Origin of the sequence: Accumulibacter sp. (assembly GCF_036625195.1) — a bacterium.
GTDB lineage: Bacteria > Pseudomonadota > Gammaproteobacteria > Burkholderiales > Rhodocyclaceae > Accumulibacter.
On record NZ_JAZKUG010000001.1, the window covers coordinates 5,133,572 to 5,149,100 of the forward strand.

Genomic DNA, 15,529 nt, shown 5'->3' on the forward strand with positions numbered 1-15,529 from the left:
CCGCCGCGCCGGCAGCTGCAGACCGGGGCTTCGTCGGCAATGGTTGCCACTCGCCTGTCAACCGGGGAGGAACGGAACCGCGCCGAGCGCGCGAGCGAGTTCGCCTTCGAGTGCGGCGTCATCCAGGTCATCGTTCCCGATGACGGTCGCGTTCAGGTAGTGGGTCGCCAGCTCGACCAGGCATCCTTCGATGCGCTCGGCACGTTCCGGGTCGGCAAGCATGTAGTGGTCGAAAGGATCGACGGTGCCCGACTGAATCCGGGCGGCAATCCGCCGGCGGCGAGTCTCCGGAGCGACATCGAGCACCACGACCATCGTTCCGGGCGGCGCCACCGCACGCAGGGCCCGTGCCAGCGCCGGGCGACGGCCGAGGGCGATCCACCCGTCCCGTTCCTGGCCCAGAACCAGCGCCAGCAGCCGCAGCGCGGTATGGCTGACCACCAACAGGGGAACCGCCTACGGCCGAAAGCGGCGCCGGTCGCGGGCCAGGAAGCAGCCGGCCACTGCGGGCAGTAGCGGGCGCAGCAGCGGGAACAGGCCAAGGAACGCGCGCTCCTGAAACCGACCCCAGCTCCCCTTGCGTTCGCTGCTGGAGCGCGCGTCGGCGGCCGGCGCAACGAATCCGCCGGCGCGCTTCTCGACGCGATGGCCGGCCGCTCGCCAGCGGCGGATTCGTAACTGGGCGAAAACGTGCCCCGTGTTACTGGTCGGCGATCCCTCAAGGAGGCGGCAAGGGCGGCCACCACAGCAGGACAACCCGCCGCGGCTGGGTCGGCGACGCACCGGTGACGGGGCCCTCTGCGCATTGACAGCCGTTCGGCGAGAGGATGAAAATACTTGTTGTTACCTGTTGTTTGGAGGTCTGCCATGCCAACCAGTGTCGCGCTCGGTTTCCACTTCGAAGAGTTCATCAAGGCGCAGCTATCTTCGGGGCGGTACAACAATGCCAGCGAAGTCGTCCGCGAAGGACTGCGGCTGCTCGAAGACCAGGAGAAGCTGCGCGCGCTGAAACTCGAGGCGCTGCGAGCTGAACTACAGCGTGGTATCGACGGTGGACCGGGCATTCCCGCCGAACAGATGTTCGACGACCTGCGGCGGCGGATTGACGAGGTTGCCGGCGGCGCAGCGGAATGATGCGTATCGAGTTCTCACCGGAAAGTCGGCTCGACCTGCTTGAGATCGCGGCTTTCATTGCGCGGGACAATCCGGCTCGCGCGAGATCCTTCGTGGACGAGCTTGCAGCCGACTGCGCCAGGCTCGCCACACAGCCTGGCGTCGGTGCGGCACGTCCCGAGCTGGGCAACGGCTTGCGACTGCTGCCACACGGGCGCTACCTCATCTTCTATCGGGTCGATGGCGACGTCGTTCGCATCGCGCGAGTCCTGCACAGCGCCCGTGACATCGGGACAGCCTTTTGACGGTTGACGAAGCGGCCCATTGCCATCAGGACCAAGACGGGGAACCCTGATCGGGCGAAGGAAAAGAGTGTCGTCAGCGGGCGGCCGAGCGTTGGATTGCTTTACAGTCCAGTCCCCACCACCGCATGAATTCCATTTATGGCAGAGCGTCGCAATTCTGGCACGAAATCTGCTCTATGCCCGACATGAGCAGCACGCCTGCAAGATCAAAGGGCAAGCTGCCCGCACCAGTTGCCAAACCCGCCAGAAAGATGAGACCCGGCAGCCAAACCGACCCGACCCTCCTCGCCTGGCTCGTCTTCGGCGAATCATTTGCCTGCATGCAGGCGCTCGGCTTCGTCCTCCTGCGCGCCGGCATCTACCTCGCGGCGCGTGGTGAAGGACGCTGAGGTCGGGTTGCTGCCGGTACAACTCTCTCGCGGCAGCGGCTCCAAGCGTGCCACATCGCCGGCCATTCGCCCGCTTTGACGCCGCTCCGGCCCGACCTGCCGCCGCGCCGGCAGCTGCAGACCAAGGCCGCGTCGGCGATGACGGCCACTCGCGTTTCAAGGGGTGAGGAACGGAACGGGCGCGCCGAGCGCGCGAGCGAGTTCGCCTTCGAGTGCGGCGTCATCCAGGTCATCGTTCCCGATGACGGTCGCGTTCAGGTAGTGGGTCGCCAGCTCGACCAGGCATCCCTCGATGCGCTCGGCACGTTCCGGGTCGGCAAGCATGTAGTGGTCGAAAGGATCGACGGTGCCCGACTGAATCCGGGCGGCAATCCGCCGGCGGCGAGTCTCCGGGGCGACATCGAGCACCACGACCATCGTTCCGGGCGGCGCCACCGCACGCAGGGCACGCGCCAGCGCCGGGCGACGGCCGAGGGCGATCCACTCGTCGCGTTCCTGGCCCAGAACCAGCGCCAGCAGCCGCAGCGCGGTATGGCTGACCACCACCAGGGGAACCGCCGACGGCCGAAAGCGGCGCCGGTCGGGGGGCAGGAAGCAGCCGGCCACTGCGGGCAGTAGCGGGCGCAGCAGCGGGAACAGGCCGAGGAACGCGCGCTCCTGAAACCGACCCCAGCTCCCCTTGCGTTCGCTGCTGGAGCGCGCGTCGGCGGCCGCCGCAACGAATCCGCCGGCGCGCTTCTCGACGCGATGGCCGGCCGCTCGCCAGCGGCTGATCAGGAACTCTGCGACGTAATCCTTGCCCGCGGCGTCCGTGCCGAGGATCAGGACGACGGGTGGGGGTGGAGGGAGCATGGAGAACTCGTTGCGGCCGCTACGGCGACGCGCGGGATACACAGTCGCCATCGCCGTCGAGCCGCTTCACGCCGCAGAGGGTCGGGTGGAACGTCACTGGCTCAAAGGATAGGAGATCCCGCGCCACCGCGGCAAGTGGTGCAGCCGGTTGCGCGCCCTGCGGGGCCGCGCAAGCAGTCGTGACTTGCCGAGAACTTGCGGTGGTTCGGGGCTGATCTGGACCTCCCGCACGGACTGCCGCGACACCTGCTTCAACGATCCGTGGCTGCGTTTCACCGGCCAGTCGCCGGCAGGCCAGCTTGCCGCGGGCTGGGCCACAGGCCTTCATCCGCTGGAGCCCGATCACTGCCGGCGCACCTACGATAGTCATTTCGACCGCCAGCCGCCGTTCCGGATCGCGTATCGCCTGCGCGCCAGCAACGGTGAGTACCCTTGGATCGAGGATGCCGGCACCCCGCGCTTTGACTGTGCTGGCGATTTCATCGGCGATATCGACTTCTGTCAGGACATCTCCGAGCTCAGGCGGGTGGCAGGGACCGCCAACCCTCCCGCCGACTCAACCCCTGCAGCAAGATCGCAAACAATTCCTTGGGGATGAAGGGTTTGCTCAGAAAGTCGTTCATGCCCGCAGCCAGGCACTGCGCCTTGTCTTCGGCAAAGGCATTGGCAGTCATGGCGATGATCGGGATGTCCTGATAGCCGGGCAGCTGTCGGATCTGCCGCGTTGCCTCCACCCCGTTCAGTTGCGGCATCTGCATGTCCATCAAGATGGCCGCGTAGCGAGTCTTCCGCGCCATGGCGACGGCCTCTTCGCCATTCTCGGCGGTGTCCGCAACCAGGCCGACAGCCTCCAACTGCATCAAGGCTACTTCCCGGTTGATCGGCTCGTCTTCAACCACCAGGACGCGCTGACCGGCGTAGCGCCGCATCAGTTCGGCTTCGGCATCAGACACAGCCGGTGCCAGGGCCGCTGCGCCGCACTTTTTCAGTTTCACGGTAAGCCAGAAGGTGCTGCCGACGCCTGGCGTACTGTCAGCGCCGACTTTTCCGCCCATCGACTCGGCCAGGCGCCGGGTGATCGTCAGCCCGAGACCGGTGCCGCCGTACTTGCGGGTCATCGAGTTGTCGGCCTGCTCGAAGGCACTGAACAGCCGTGCCATGGCCTCGGGCGCGATGCCGATACCGGTATCCTGCACCTCGAAGCGCAGCATGACCGATGCGGCGGCTTCCTCCTGCATCATCGCACGCAGGGTTACCGTCCCCGTTTCGGTGAACTTGACGGCGTTGGTGGCGTAGTTGAGCAGGGCTTGTTGCAAGCGCGTCGGGTCGCCCAGGAGTTGATGCGGCAGGGGCCCGCTTTCGATCAGCAGGTGGATCCCCTTGGCCTTGACACGCTCGGCAAGAATCGACTCGACATTGGCCAGCAGGCTGCCGATGGCGACCGGGGCTTCCTCCAGAATGAGCTTGCCGGCCTCGATCTTGGAAAGGTCGAGAACGTCGTCGATGACCGATAGCAGGTGCCGGGCCGAGGCGTCGATGGTGTCGAGGCGTTTTGCCTGCTGCGGCGTCACGCCCTCGCGGCGCAGGATGTTGGCCATGCCGAGGATGCCGTTCATCGGCGTGCGGATTTCATGGCTCATGTTGGCCAGGAAGGCGCTCTTGGCGATGTTGGCGGTTTCGGCGGTGACTTTGGCCTGCTCAAGCTCGACGGTTTTTTCTTCGACCAGTTGCTGCAGGTGATGGCGATGGCGGTCCAATTCTTCATCAGCCAGCTTGCGCGCGGTGATGTCCATCTCCATCATCCGGCAGCTCAGCCCGTCATCGCTGCGCGTGGCGTGAATCTCCACTATGCGCGATGCTCGTCCGGCAACGTCGACGCGCACTTCGCAGACTTGCGGCACGGTGCTGGCCCACACCCGGCCGAGCAGGTCGGCAAAGGCACGGCGGTCGCCTTCATCGAGGAAGAGACCGAAGCGCCGGCCACACAGCGCTGCGCGCTCGGCGCCGAGCAGCGCGGCCGCGGCCAGATTGAGCTGGCTGATGACGCCCTGGCGATCAAGCGTGAGATAGCCCACCGGGGCGAAGTCGTAGAGTTCGGTGTAGCGCGCCAGGCCGGCTTCGACCGCTGCCTGTGCCGCGCGCAACTCTTGGTTTTGCAAATCCAGCTCGATCTGGTGCACCTGCAGTTCGTGCAGCAGCTTTTGCATCTCCTGCGTCGTCGGCGCGCTGTCCGCCGCGGGCTGCCGCTGCAGCGCCGCTTCAGCGCGGCGGCGCAACTCGGGGTCGGCAAAAGCCGACGCTGGCGGGACGGCAATTGGGGGCGGCTTCATGATTTCCTCGCCTTGGCTTCTTTCAGATCCGCTTGTGACTGCTTGAGTTCCATCGTTTGATCGGCGTAGCGTCGCTCCAGTTCGGCCTGGGCCTGGCGCAGTTGCGCTTCCAACTGCTTGACGGCGCTGATGTCGATGAAGGTGATGACGACGCCGTCGATATGGTTGGCCTGGGTGCGGTAGGGCATGATGCGCACGTTGAACCAGTGCCCGTCGCGGCTGGCCACCTGTCTTTCCTGAAACACCAGCGAGCGCAGCACCTCGCGGGTGTCGTCGGCCAAGCCAGGGTAATCGAGCTCGGTGGCGAGATCGGTGACCGGCCGCCCGGCATCGCCGGGAATCAGCTTGATGATCTGGGCAGCCTGGGTGGTGAAGCGGCGCACGCGCAGTTCGCCATCCAGGAACAAGGTGGCGATGTTGGTGCTGTTGAGCAGGTTCTTCATGTCGTCGCTGGCGCGCGACAGTTCGTCCAGCTTGGCCTGCAGCTCGTGATTGACGGTTTGCAGTTCCTCGTTCATCGACTGCATTTCTTCCTTCGAGGTGGTCAGTTCCTCGTTGGTGCTTTGCAGCTCTTCATTGGTACTTTGCAATTCCTCGTTGGTGGACTTGAGCTCTTCCTGCGAGCTTTGCATTTCCTCGCGGGTGGTTTGCAGGTCTTCGTGGGCCTGTTGCAGTTCGTGCGCCAGCACCGCCAGTTGCGCCTCGTAGGCACGGGCCCGTGCCGAGGTGGTGCCGTTGCCGCGCTTGCCGGTCTCCATGGCCGGTGTGTCGGCAGCGGGCAGATCGGCAAACACCACCAGCACCATGCCGGCCAGTGCCGCCGGTTCGGCGAGCGGTTGCACGGTAACTTCGACGCTCTGGGTGCCGCCGTTGGTGCCGACGCGGATATCTTTCACTGTCACCGCGCTGTGCTCGCGCACCGCGCGGGAAAATCCGGCGCTGAGCGCGCCGGCGAGGCCCTCGCGCGCCATGGCGAAGAGGTTGTTGTTGATCTTGCCGGCGGCCGGTTCGAGGTATTTGCCGGTCTTGCCGCTGATGAAGACGATGTCGCCCTGGGCCGTGGTAAGCACCGCCGCCGGGGCAAAGCGCGACAGCAACAGCGCCTCGGTTTGCGCCTGCAGGCTGGCAGCCGACAGCTGCGGTGCCAGAACCCGGGTCGACGCCGCACCTGCGGCGCTCGTAGCGGGCACACGATTCTGGGCGAAGGCGGTGGGGAATTCGACCAATTCGGCCTCGCGCACGGCGCCCTGACGGCGGTAGATCCGGCTCTTGCCGGGCAGCGCGGCAAACAGGTCGGTGGCGGCGCCCACCGTCTCCGAGGTGCCCAGCATCAGAACGCCGCCGGGGTTGAGGCTGTAGTGAAACAGCGGGAACAGCTTCTTTTGCAGCTCGGGCTCAAGATAGATCAGCAGGTTGCGGCAGGTGAGCAGGTCGAGCTTGGTAAAGGGCGGGTCCATCACCAGGTTCTGTGGCGCAAAGATGACCATCTCGCGGACTTCCTTGCTCACCCGGTAGCCGCGTTCCTCCTGCACGAAGAAGCGGCGCAACCGGGTCTCCGAAACATCGGCAGCGATGTTGGCCGGGTAGGCGCCGATGCGGGCGCGGTCGATGGCGTCGGGGTCGAGATCGGTAGCAAACACCTGCAGCGCATAGTGCGGCGCGCCCGGGTCGCGCAGTTGCAGTTGATCGATCACCTCGCGAAAGGCGATGGCCAGCGAATAGGCTTCTTCGCCGGTGGAGCAGGCGGTGGTCCAGGCGCGCAGAAGGCCACCCTTGGGGTGCGCCGCCAACAGCGTCGGGATGGCCTCGTTCTTGAGTTGTTCCCAGGACTCCGGGTCGCGGAAGAAGCTGGTGACGCCGATCAGCAACTCCTTGAACAGCAGCGCGGCTTCCTGCGAATTCTCGCGCAGGTAGCGCACGTAGTCGGCCAGCTTGGGCAATTGGTGCAGGCCCATGCGCCGTTCGATGCGGCGGTAGAGCGTGCTCTTCTTGTAGAGGGAGAAATCGTGGCCGGTTTGCGCACGCAGGATCAGCACGACTTTCTCCAGGCCGCTGTGCTCCTTGTCGCTCAACGGGACACTCTCCGGCGGGCTGAGCAGCGGCACATGGTTTAGGTAGGCGACGATCCGCTCGGCCAGTTCTTCTGCGGGGGCGACGACGTCGGCCAGGCCGGCGTCGATGGCGCTTCTGGGCATGCCGTCGAACTTGGCGCTGGCCGGGTCCTGGACGAACACCGCGCCGGCGTTTTCCTTGATGGCGCGCAGACCCAGCGTGCCGTCGGAGCCCATGCCGGAGAGGATGACGCCGATGGCGCGCTCCTGCCGATCGGCGGCCAGCGCGCGCAGGAAGAAGTCGATCGGCAGGCGCAGGCCGCGCGGCGCTTCGGGTTCGAGCAGATGCAGGACGCCGTGCAGGATCGACAGGTCGCGGTTCGGCGGGATGACATAGACGTGATTCGGCTCGACGGTCAGGCGGTCGGTGACCTGGCGCACCGGCAGGGTCGTGGCGCGTTGCAGCAGTTCGACCATGATGCCCTTGTGGTTTGGGTCGAGGTGCTGCACGACGACATGGGCGAGGCCGCTGGCGGGCGGCACATGGCTCAGAAACTGTTCGAGCGCTTCGAGCCCGCCGGCGGAGGCGCCGATGCCGACGATGGGGAAGTCGCTCGCCGAGATGGCCGCGGCGGGCGTGTCAGGTGCGGTTGCCGGGGCCTCGGCAGCGCGCTTCACGCTGCGCCGCACTTGCGGGGGGGGGGGTTGGCCATGGCTATGTCCAGCTGAGGGATAAGGCTCATTTTACGCCAATGCGGGGGGAAATCGACCGGGTGGAGGGAGTGGTGGTGAGAGACAAGGCTCGATGCCACAGACGACCGAACACCCACCGCACGGCTTGCCGAACACCGCTTCTTCAACCGCTTCAACCCTCGTCTGCAGCCGCGCTCAGCACCGCGACCTGCGCCTACAATGGATCCATTCTCGTGAGCGCAAAGGGGTCAGATTTCCTGAGCGTCAAGGCGTGCCAGCGCCGGGCGACGGGCGAGGGCGATCCACCCGTCGCGTTCCTGGCCCAGAACCGGCGCCAGCAGCCCCAGCGCGGCATGGCTGACCACCACCAGGGAAACCGCCGACGGCCGAAAGCGGCGCCGATCACGGGCCAGGAACCAGCCGGCCGCTGTGGGCAAGTGTTGCTGCCGGTTGCGCGCCCTGCGGGGCCGCGCAAGCAGTCGTGACCGGGCGAAAACTTGCCCCGTGTTGCCAGTCGACGATCCCTCAAGGAGCCGGCAAGGGCGGCCGCCACGGCACGACAAGCCCCAGCCGCTGCGTCGGCGACGCACCGGTGACGGCGTGTGCCACTGCTGCCACACGGGCGCGACCTCATCTTCCATCGTGTCGGTGCGTCGTTCGCGTCGCGCGAGTCGTGCACTGCGCCCGTGACATCGGAACAGCCTCCTGACGCCTGACGAAGCGGCCCATCGCCACAAGGACCAGCACCGGCAACCCTGATCGGGCGAAGGAAAGAAGCGTCGCCAGCGGGCCGCCGAGCGTCGATTTTTTTTACAATCGAGTCCCCGCCAGAGAATGAATTCCATTTATAACAGGGCACTGCAATCCTGGCACGAACTCTGCTTTATGTCCGGCATGAGCAGCACCCCTGCAAGATCAGGAGGCAAGCTGCCTGCCGCGTCCGACACCGGTGAACGCGAGCAGGGTGCACACTGGGGCTGGCCCTCGCATATCGGACAACCTGACTGGAGAATTCAGATGACCAAGAAAATCAATGTTCTTCTCGGCTCGCTGCTGGCACTGACTTCGGCCGCCGCGTTCGCCGCGCCGGCCTTCTGGACCGACTGGACGACTGTGACGACGGCTGCGCCGGGCGCGGTCGGCACCCTCAGCGTCGGCGCCAGCACCGTCAATGTCAGCTACAGCGGCGCCTACACCTTCGTTCAGACCTCCGGCGGAACCAACTTCTGGAACCCCGCTGCGCCGTACATTTCGGCCGTGGTGGACAACGCACCGCCGGCATCCGACATCATCGCGCTGGACGCCGGCGGCAGGAAGACCATCAGTTTCTCGCAGGCGGTGCAGGATCCGCTGATCGCTCTCGTGAGCTGGAACGGCAACACGGTTGACTTCGGCGTACCGATCGAGATCCTGAGCTATGGTGCCGGCTACTGGGGCAACGGGACGCCGGTCCTCAACGCGGCGGGAACCGGGTTCTTCGGCAGCGGTGAAGTCCACGGCGTGATCCGCCTGCCGGGTGTGCACACCTCGATCAGCTTCACCGACACCTCCGAGAACTGGCACGGCTTCACCGTCGGCGTCGTCGGCCTTGCCGACGATCAGGCGGCGCCGGAACCGGCGTCGCTCGCCCTGCTCGGTCTCGGTCTGGCCGCCATCGGCGGCATGCGCAAGCGCCGGACGGTCTGAGGATTCTCCTTCTCCACGAGATAGTCCAACGCCGGCGCCCTCAAGGGGCCGGCTGCCCGATCCGGAAAGAAATCGAAAGCCGGCCCCCCCAAGGGGCCGGCCGGCTGATCAAAGGAGTGCTGCCGCTCACCCCGCGCCGGTTCGCGGCGCGCGGTCGCTTGTGGCGGCGAGCACTCCGCTGCCGCCCTTCCTCCTCAGCCGGCCGCGATCAGCGAACGCGCGTCGTGGTACGCGTAACCGAGATCTTCGGCGACCTCACGGCAGGTGACCTTGCCAAAAGCGACGTTCAGCCCGTTGCGCAGATGCTCGTCGTCCTGCAGCGCCTGCCGCCAGCCCTTGTCGGCGATCTGCAGTGCGAAGGGCAGCGTCGCGTTGTTCAGGGCGTAGGTCGAGGTCCGCGGCACGCCGCCCGGCATGTTGGCAACACAGTAATGCACGACGTTGCCGACCATGTAGGTCGGCGCGGCATGCGTCGTCGCCTTCGCCGTCTCGCAGCAGCCGCCCTGGTCGATCGCCACGTCGACGATCACCGAACCCGGCTTCATCGCGTCGACCATCTGCCGGCTGATCAGCTTCGGTGCGGCAGCGCCGGGGATGAGGACGCCGCCGATGACGAGGTCGGCGCGCAGCACATGCTGCTCGACGTTGTCGCGATTGGAAAAGACGGTCATCACGCGTGCGCCGAGAAGCCGGTCCATGCGCCGCAGGACGTCGATGTTGCGGTCGATGACCACCACCTGCGCGCCGCTGCCGACGGCGATCTGTGCCGCGTTCGAGCCGACGACGCCACCGCCGAGTATGACGATCCGCGCCGAAGGCACGCCGGCGACGCCACCGAGCAGGACGCCCATGCCGCCATGCGCCTTCTCCAGGCAGTAGGCGCCGGCCTGCACCGACAGCCGGCCAGCGACCTCGGACATCGGCGCCAGCAACGGCAGACCACCGCCGGGCTGCGTCACCGTCTCGTAGGCGATGCAGACGGCACCGCTCTGCACCAGGTCGGCGCACTGCTCGGGATCGGGTGCCAGGTGCAGGTACGTGTAGAGGATCTGCCCCTCGCGCAGCATGGCGCGCTCGCCCGCCTGCGGCTCCTTGACCTTGACGATCATCTCGGCGGTCGCGAAGATCTCCTCCGCTGAAGCGGCTATCACCGCTCCGGCTTTCTGATAGACTTCGTCGGTGGCACCGATGCCGCGTCCGGCACCGGCCTCGACCGCCACCCGATGGCCATGTGCCACCATCTCCCGTACCGATGAAGGCGTCAGACCGACGCGATATTCGTGGTTCTTGATCTCCCTGGGTACGCCAATGTGCATCCCTGTCTCCTCGAAACTGGTTCATGGGGCCAACCATGTTATGCCAATTCGCCGGCCGCGACGAATTTTTCTCTGCCGCTCCAGCGTGAACCGCCGGCCGTCATCGGCCGTGCCGAACCTGTTGCAGGAAGCGTTGCGATGGGGTCCACCGTTGTCACCGTGCCGCGTGACGCGCGGGTGGCGGCTGCCGACTGAAACCGGGGAGCAGTTGGAACGTATGCGCGGCGACGTCGGCATTGACGCAGTCGCCGGCAACGCCACGACCTGCTGCTTCAGCCTTTGGCTGCAACCAGGTTCCGGCAGACCGCCGGTCGAAACGCCGCCGCTGGAGCCCCACGCCACCCGCGAAACAGCGGACCATGGACGCACAGCCATGCGCCTGCTGATCGTCGACGACGAGCGGACGAACCGCAACCTGATTCTCGCGATGCTTGCCAGCATCGACCTGCAGGCCGATTGCGCGCGCAGCGGTGAGGAGGCAGTCACCCTGGCCGCAAGCGAGCGCTACGCGCTGATCCTGATGGACCTGCAGTTGCCGGCGATCGACGGCATGGAGGCGACTCGCCGCATTCGCCAGCTGCCGCACTGCGCGTCGGTTCCCATCATCGCACTCAGCGGCCGTAGCGATGACGACGTTGCCGATGCATGCCAACAGGCTGGAATGAACGATTTCGTCGCCAAGCCGTTCTCCCTGGGTGTACTGCTCGATACCGTCACGCGCTGGTTGCGCTCTTCGCCCCCTGCCTGACGATCCGCCACGGCAAGCTCAGCGCTGGTCCGCCGTGGCACCCCGGCTCTCGTCGCACGAGGGCAGGAAAGCCACCAGTTCCGTCCCTCCCGCCGATCGATCGACGACCTGCAGATGGCCGCCGTAGAGATGCACCAGCGCTGCCACCGCCGTCAGACCCAGACCGAGCCCCGTGCCGCGGCCGTCGCCACTGAAGAAGGGTTCGAAGACCCGGTCGCGGATCGAAGGCGAAATGCCATGGCCATCATCGCTGACCGCCAGGCGAACGAAGTCGCCGCTGAAGCGGCTGCGACACGCGGCGCATAGCTCCCCCTCGACCCGTCCGGATCGGCGAGCGGAAAGGAGCACGGTACCGTCATCGCCCATCGCCTGGCAGGCGTTGCGGCACAGGTTGGCCCACATCCGCTGCAGGTGCGAGCGATCGACGGCGAGCGGCGGCAGGTCGTCGTCGATCGCCACCGAGATCGTCACCGTGTCAGCCACGCTGCTGGCAAATGCCGCGACCACCTCCCGGGCAACTGCCGAACATTCGACCACATCGAGCCGTGGCGCCCCGTCGCGCGCCAGCGCCGCCACCTGTCGCACGAGGACTTGCGCGTGCCGACCGGCCGTTTCGATCTCGTCCACGTACGCCAGCACACGCTCCGTGTCCCCGCCGGCCCGCAGAAGCGCTTTTGCCAACCCGGCGAAACCCTGGATGGCAAGCAGCAGATTGTTGAAGTCGTGCGCCAGACCGGCGGCCACCGCGCCCATCGCGACCAGACGCTCAACCTCGCGCGGCGCCTCCGCCTGCCGTGCCTGCCGGCAGTTGGAGGCTGCCGGCGACCCGGGCTCAGGCGCGGGCGCCACGGGTCGGCTCGTCGTCAGCCGGCATGAACTCACCCCACAGCGACATCCGGAGACGGCAGCGATCGGCAGTGGCAACCGTCGGCCGACAGTGGATTGAACCGCGAAAAGTCGCTAGAATCAACCAAAAAGCCCCCGTAGGATTCAGCCATGCCATCTTTCTTCGAATCGTGACTGCATCCGGCAGGCAAACGGTCTGCATCGTCGATGACGATGCGCAGATTCGCCGCTTCCTCACCGAAGTCCTGGGAAGCATTGGACTGATCGCCGAGGAGTATGCATCCGGAGAGGATTTCATGCGCCGCTGGCAACCGGCGAAGGCAGCCTGCGTCCTGCTCGACATCCGCATGCCGCGAATCACCGGACCCGAGATCCACGACTGGCTGCGCGAACGGGAACCGAATCTGCCGGTGATCTTCCTCACCGGCCACGCGGACGTGACGACTGCCGTGCGCGCGATGCGCCTCGGCGCTTTCGACGTCATCGAAAAACCCTTCAACGTGCAACAACTCATCGAGCGGGTCAACCAGGCCGTCCGCCGGGTCGCGGAAGCTGCGGCCGCGACCGCTGACAACGCGGGCTGGCAACATGCGCTGACGACGCGCGAGAAAGAGGTGCTCGCCGGCGTCATCGACGGCAAGCGCAGCAAGGTCATCGCCGCCGAGCTGGGCATCAGCGAACGGACGGTCGAGAGCCACCGCGCCAGCATCATGGCCAAGGCGGGCGCCAGCACTGCAGCCCAACTGGTGGCGATGGCGATCGGAAAGCGACAGCCGGGTTGAGCTTCCGGTGCCAGGCGAGCGGCCGCCCGCTCACCGCTGGCACCGGCCGGCCATGGTTTCTGCAGCGCCCACTGGTGTTCCCCGTTTGACATCGACCGACCTCGAAGCGGACAGGTACGGGCACGTAGTCTAGCCGAAAGGACGCCAGTCCGCGACCCACCTCTGGCCTCCCACGGTGGCGACGCCAGCGCGCTCTTCTCCGTATTTCCCCTGATCCTCCCGTGAATTTCCGGATGGCGGCGCAACCGCGGCGCCGCTACGCTACGTCCTCATCGAACAGGGCCCGCTGCGCCGGCTGGCCGCAACCGATGGAGGTCTCAACGTGGCCAAGACAATCTTCCTCGTCGACGATTCGGCGACCATCCTGCTCAGCGTGTCGAGCATCCTCGGCAAGGCCGGCTATGCCGTCGAGAAGTCGGCCAGCGCCGAGGAAGCGCTGCAGAAGTTCAGCGCCGGCATCAAGGTCGATCTGTTGATCACCGATCTCAACATGCCCGGAATGAACGGCATCGAGCTGATCAAGAAGGTTCGCGCGCTCGCCGCCTACCGCTTTCTGCCGATCCTCTTCCTGACCACCGAATCGCAGCAGAGCCGCAAGCTCGAAGCGAAAGCAGCAGGCGCCTCGGGGTGGATCGTCAAGCCGGCAACCGCCGACGATCTGTTGAATACCATCAAGCTGGTCATCCGCTAGCCGCCGACGATGGACAACGCTCCCAGCAATCCGTATCGACGGTACCGCCAGCGCACGCTCATCACTGGCGTCGCGGCGGCCCTCGTCCTCGTCCTCGTCGTCTTCGTGGCGCACGACAGCTATGATGAGTTCCTCAGCACCACCTTCAACCTCGACGACCGCCGCGTCGACACCCTGATCACCCTGCTGGGCCTGCTCATCTTCATCGCCGTCCAACGCAGCGTCTCACGCGTGCTGTACAGCGATGTCAGCATGGGGATCGCCGAGGGACTCAAGGATGAACGCCAGCGCTGCCCGGCGAACAAGGTCTGTCAGCGCGTCGCAATGCCCGAACTGCGGGAAATTCCGCGCTTCAACAAGGTGCTCGTCGGCCAGTTGCGCAGCGTCGTCGAGCAGACGGAGAAGGCTGCCTACGACGTCACCTCGCGGCTGCAGACGATCGACGAGGTGGTCACCGACCTCAACAGCTTCGTTGCCGAGGCCGCGGCAGAGTCGGCGGCGATGGCGCACGAGTCGGAAGCGGAGATCGGCGGCAATCGCCAACTGATCAACAAGCTCGAAGCCTTCATCGCCCAGCGCATCGAGGAAGCGGTCGAAGACCAGGCGCGCAGCGCCGAAGCCGTGCGCGAAGCCAAATCGCTGCAGACTCTGGTCGACCTGATCCGGCACATCGCCGGCCAGACCAACCTGCTGGCGCTGAATGCGGCGATCGAGGCTGCCCGTGCCGGTGAGGCCGGGCGCGGCTTCGCGGTCGTCGCCGACGAGGTGCGCAAGCTGTCACAGGAAACCGAAACCGCGGTCAAGAAGATCAACGACGGGATCATCGCCGTCGCCGGCATCATCGAACGCCAGTTCAAGGACAAACTCGCTCATTCACATATCACCGAGGAGCGGGACAGCTTGGAACGCTTCGCCCAGCAGCTCTCCTCGCTCGGCACCAGCTATGAGAACCTGAGCGCCCGCGAGCGAGGCATTCTGGCGCGGATCACCGAGAGCAGCGGCAAGCTTGCCGCGATGTTCATGGACACGCTCGCCAGCGTGCAGTTCCAGGACGTGACGCGACAACAGGTCGAACAGGTGATCGGCGGCATCGAACGTCTCGACACGCACGCGGATGCCCTCGCCGGCGTCCTCGAACGCGGCGCAGACGTGCGTCGCGAGGACGCCGTCGAGCCACTCGGCAAGCAGCTCGAGCAACAGTACTCCAGCTATGTCATGGATCAACAGCGCGCTGCCCACACGCAGGCGATGGCACTACCGCGCAGCCGTCCGGCCCGCGAACCGGCAGCGCCACGTGGTGCCATGGCCAGCCCGAAACCCGCCACCGTGACGAAGCCGTCCAACGTCGAGCTCTTCTGAGCCGCCGCATCCAAGACTACGAGGAAAAACAGTGACCACTGCCGCAGCCAGCCGACTGGCCTTTCTCGACGACATGACGATCTACCAGGCGCAAGCGCAGAAGGACCAACTGCTCGCCGCACTGGCGGCGACCGCGAACCTCGAACTCGATCTCTCGGGAGTCGGCGAGATGGACAGCGCCGGCCTGCAACTGCTGCTGCTGCTCAAGCGCGAAGGCGTCCGGCAGGGCAAGCAAGTGACGATCAGCGGCCACAGCCCCCGCGTCCAGCAGATCCTCGACTTCTGCAACCTGGTCGGCGTCTTCGGTGACCCGATGGTCATCCCCGCCAACGCCTGAACGCCCTGCGAACCGCCCTGATGAGGAAGCA

The 15,529-nt window shown here is 66.1% G+C and carries 17 protein-coding genes; 10 read left to right on the top strand and 7 right to left on the bottom strand.

The genetic code is table 11. The annotated features are described in order from the left end of the window. Positions 1–57: 57 nt before the first annotated feature. Entirely contained in the window at positions 58–441 is a 384-nt protein-coding gene (locus V5B60_RS21810) for a hypothetical protein (RefSeq protein ID WP_332350242.1), read from the bottom strand. Positions 442–867: 426 nt separating this feature from the next. On the opposite strand from V5B60_RS21810, the gene V5B60_RS21815 reads away from it, so the two are divergent. The 3 genes from V5B60_RS21815 (at position 868) to V5B60_RS21825 (ending at position 1,807) form a co-directional block, all read left to right on the top strand. Then, positions 868–1,134, top strand: coding sequence for a type II toxin-antitoxin system ParD family antitoxin (locus V5B60_RS21815; RefSeq protein WP_332350244.1), 267 nt, complete (start codon positions 868–870; stop codon positions 1,132–1,134). Continuing rightward, positions 1,131–1,418 (top strand): type II toxin-antitoxin system RelE/ParE family toxin, encoded by a 288-nt coding sequence (locus V5B60_RS21820; protein WP_332350246.1) that lies wholly within the window; start codon positions 1,131–1,133, stop codon positions 1,416–1,418. Before V5B60_RS21815 ends, V5B60_RS21820 begins: the two co-directional genes overlap by 4 nt. Positions 1,419–1,669: 251 nt before the next feature. Then, positions 1,670–1,807 (top strand): hypothetical protein, encoded by a 138-nt coding sequence (locus V5B60_RS21825; RefSeq protein WP_332350248.1) that lies wholly within the window; start codon positions 1,670–1,672, stop codon positions 1,805–1,807. A 156-nt stretch (positions 1,808–1,963) separates the two neighbouring features. Here the strand turns inward: V5B60_RS21825 and V5B60_RS21830 are convergent, their stop codons facing one another. Beyond that, complete coding sequence (locus V5B60_RS21830; RefSeq protein ID WP_332350250.1) at positions 1,964–2,659, bottom strand: hypothetical protein; 696 nt, start codon at positions 2,657–2,659, stop codon at positions 1,964–1,966. Between the two features lie 184 nt (positions 2,660–2,843). Between V5B60_RS21830 and V5B60_RS22315 the strand changes: the two genes are divergently transcribed. Beyond that, positions 2,844–3,257: a PAS domain-containing protein gene (locus tag V5B60_RS22315; protein ID WP_434735386.1), complete on the top strand. Its 414-nt coding sequence runs from the start codon at positions 2,844–2,846 to the stop codon at positions 3,255–3,257. Here V5B60_RS22315 and V5B60_RS21835 read toward each other — a convergent pair. The 3 genes from V5B60_RS21835 to V5B60_RS21845 form a co-directional block, all read right to left on the bottom strand. Continuing rightward, positions 3,178–4,866, bottom strand: a complete 1,689-nt coding sequence (locus V5B60_RS21835; RefSeq protein WP_332350252.1) for a response regulator — start codon at positions 4,864–4,866, stop codon at positions 3,178–3,180. The genes V5B60_RS22315 and V5B60_RS21835 overlap by 80 nt on opposite strands. Before the next feature lie 119 nt (positions 4,867–4,985). Next, positions 4,986–7,718 carry a chemotaxis protein CheB gene (locus V5B60_RS21840; protein ID WP_434735350.1) on the bottom strand — a complete coding sequence of 911 codons (2,733 nt, stop codon included), beginning with the start codon at positions 7,716–7,718 and terminating at the stop codon, positions 4,986–4,988. A 263-nt stretch (positions 7,719–7,981) separates the two neighbouring features. Next, positions 7,982–8,170, bottom strand: a complete 189-nt coding sequence (locus V5B60_RS21845; protein ID WP_332350254.1) for a hypothetical protein — start codon at positions 8,168–8,170, stop codon at positions 7,982–7,984. 580 nt (positions 8,171–8,750) lie between these two features. On the opposite strand from V5B60_RS21845, the gene V5B60_RS21850 reads away from it, so the two are divergent. Next, the gene (locus V5B60_RS21850) at positions 8,751–9,419 is read left to right on the top strand and encodes a PEP-CTERM sorting domain-containing protein (protein ID WP_332350255.1); all 669 of its coding nucleotides are present in this window, start codon (positions 8,751–8,753) and stop codon (positions 9,417–9,419) included. Positions 9,420–9,613: 194 nt separating this feature from the next. Here the strand turns inward: V5B60_RS21850 and ald are convergent, their stop codons facing one another. Next, entirely contained in the window at positions 9,614–10,735 is a 1,122-nt protein-coding gene (gene ald / locus V5B60_RS21855; RefSeq protein ID WP_332350257.1) for an alanine dehydrogenase, read from the bottom strand. On the opposite strand from ald, the gene V5B60_RS21860 reads away from it, so the two are divergent. Beyond that, positions 10,707–11,483: a response regulator gene (locus tag V5B60_RS21860; protein ID WP_332350259.1), complete on the top strand. Its 777-nt coding sequence runs from the start codon at positions 10,707–10,709 to the stop codon at positions 11,481–11,483. The genes ald and V5B60_RS21860 overlap by 29 nt on opposite strands. Before the next feature lie 18 nt (positions 11,484–11,501). Here the strand turns inward: V5B60_RS21860 and V5B60_RS21865 are convergent, their stop codons facing one another. After that, positions 11,502–12,332: an ATP-binding protein gene (locus V5B60_RS21865; protein WP_332350261.1), complete on the bottom strand. Its 831-nt coding sequence runs from the start codon at positions 12,330–12,332 to the stop codon at positions 11,502–11,504. Positions 12,333–12,499: 167 nt separating this feature from the next. Here V5B60_RS21865 and V5B60_RS21870 point away from each other — a divergent pair, with 167 nt between their 5' ends. From V5B60_RS21870 to V5B60_RS21885, 4 genes are all read left to right on the top strand, one after another. After that, entirely contained in the window at positions 12,500–13,111 is a 612-nt protein-coding gene (locus tag V5B60_RS21870) for a response regulator transcription factor (RefSeq protein ID WP_332350263.1), read from the top strand. Positions 13,112–13,433: 322 nt separating this feature from the next. Further along, positions 13,434–13,802 (top strand): response regulator, encoded by a 369-nt coding sequence (locus tag V5B60_RS21875; protein WP_332350265.1) that lies wholly within the window; start codon positions 13,434–13,436, stop codon positions 13,800–13,802. 9 nt (positions 13,803–13,811) lie between these two features. Beyond that, positions 13,812–15,161: a methyl-accepting chemotaxis protein gene (locus V5B60_RS21880; RefSeq protein ID WP_332350266.1), complete on the top strand. Its 1,350-nt coding sequence runs from the start codon at positions 13,812–13,814 to the stop codon at positions 15,159–15,161. 31 nt (positions 15,162–15,192) lie between these two features. After that, entirely contained in the window at positions 15,193–15,498 is a 306-nt protein-coding gene (locus tag V5B60_RS21885; RefSeq protein WP_332350269.1) for an STAS domain-containing protein, read from the top strand. The last annotated feature ends 31 nt before the right edge of the window (positions 15,499–15,529 follow it).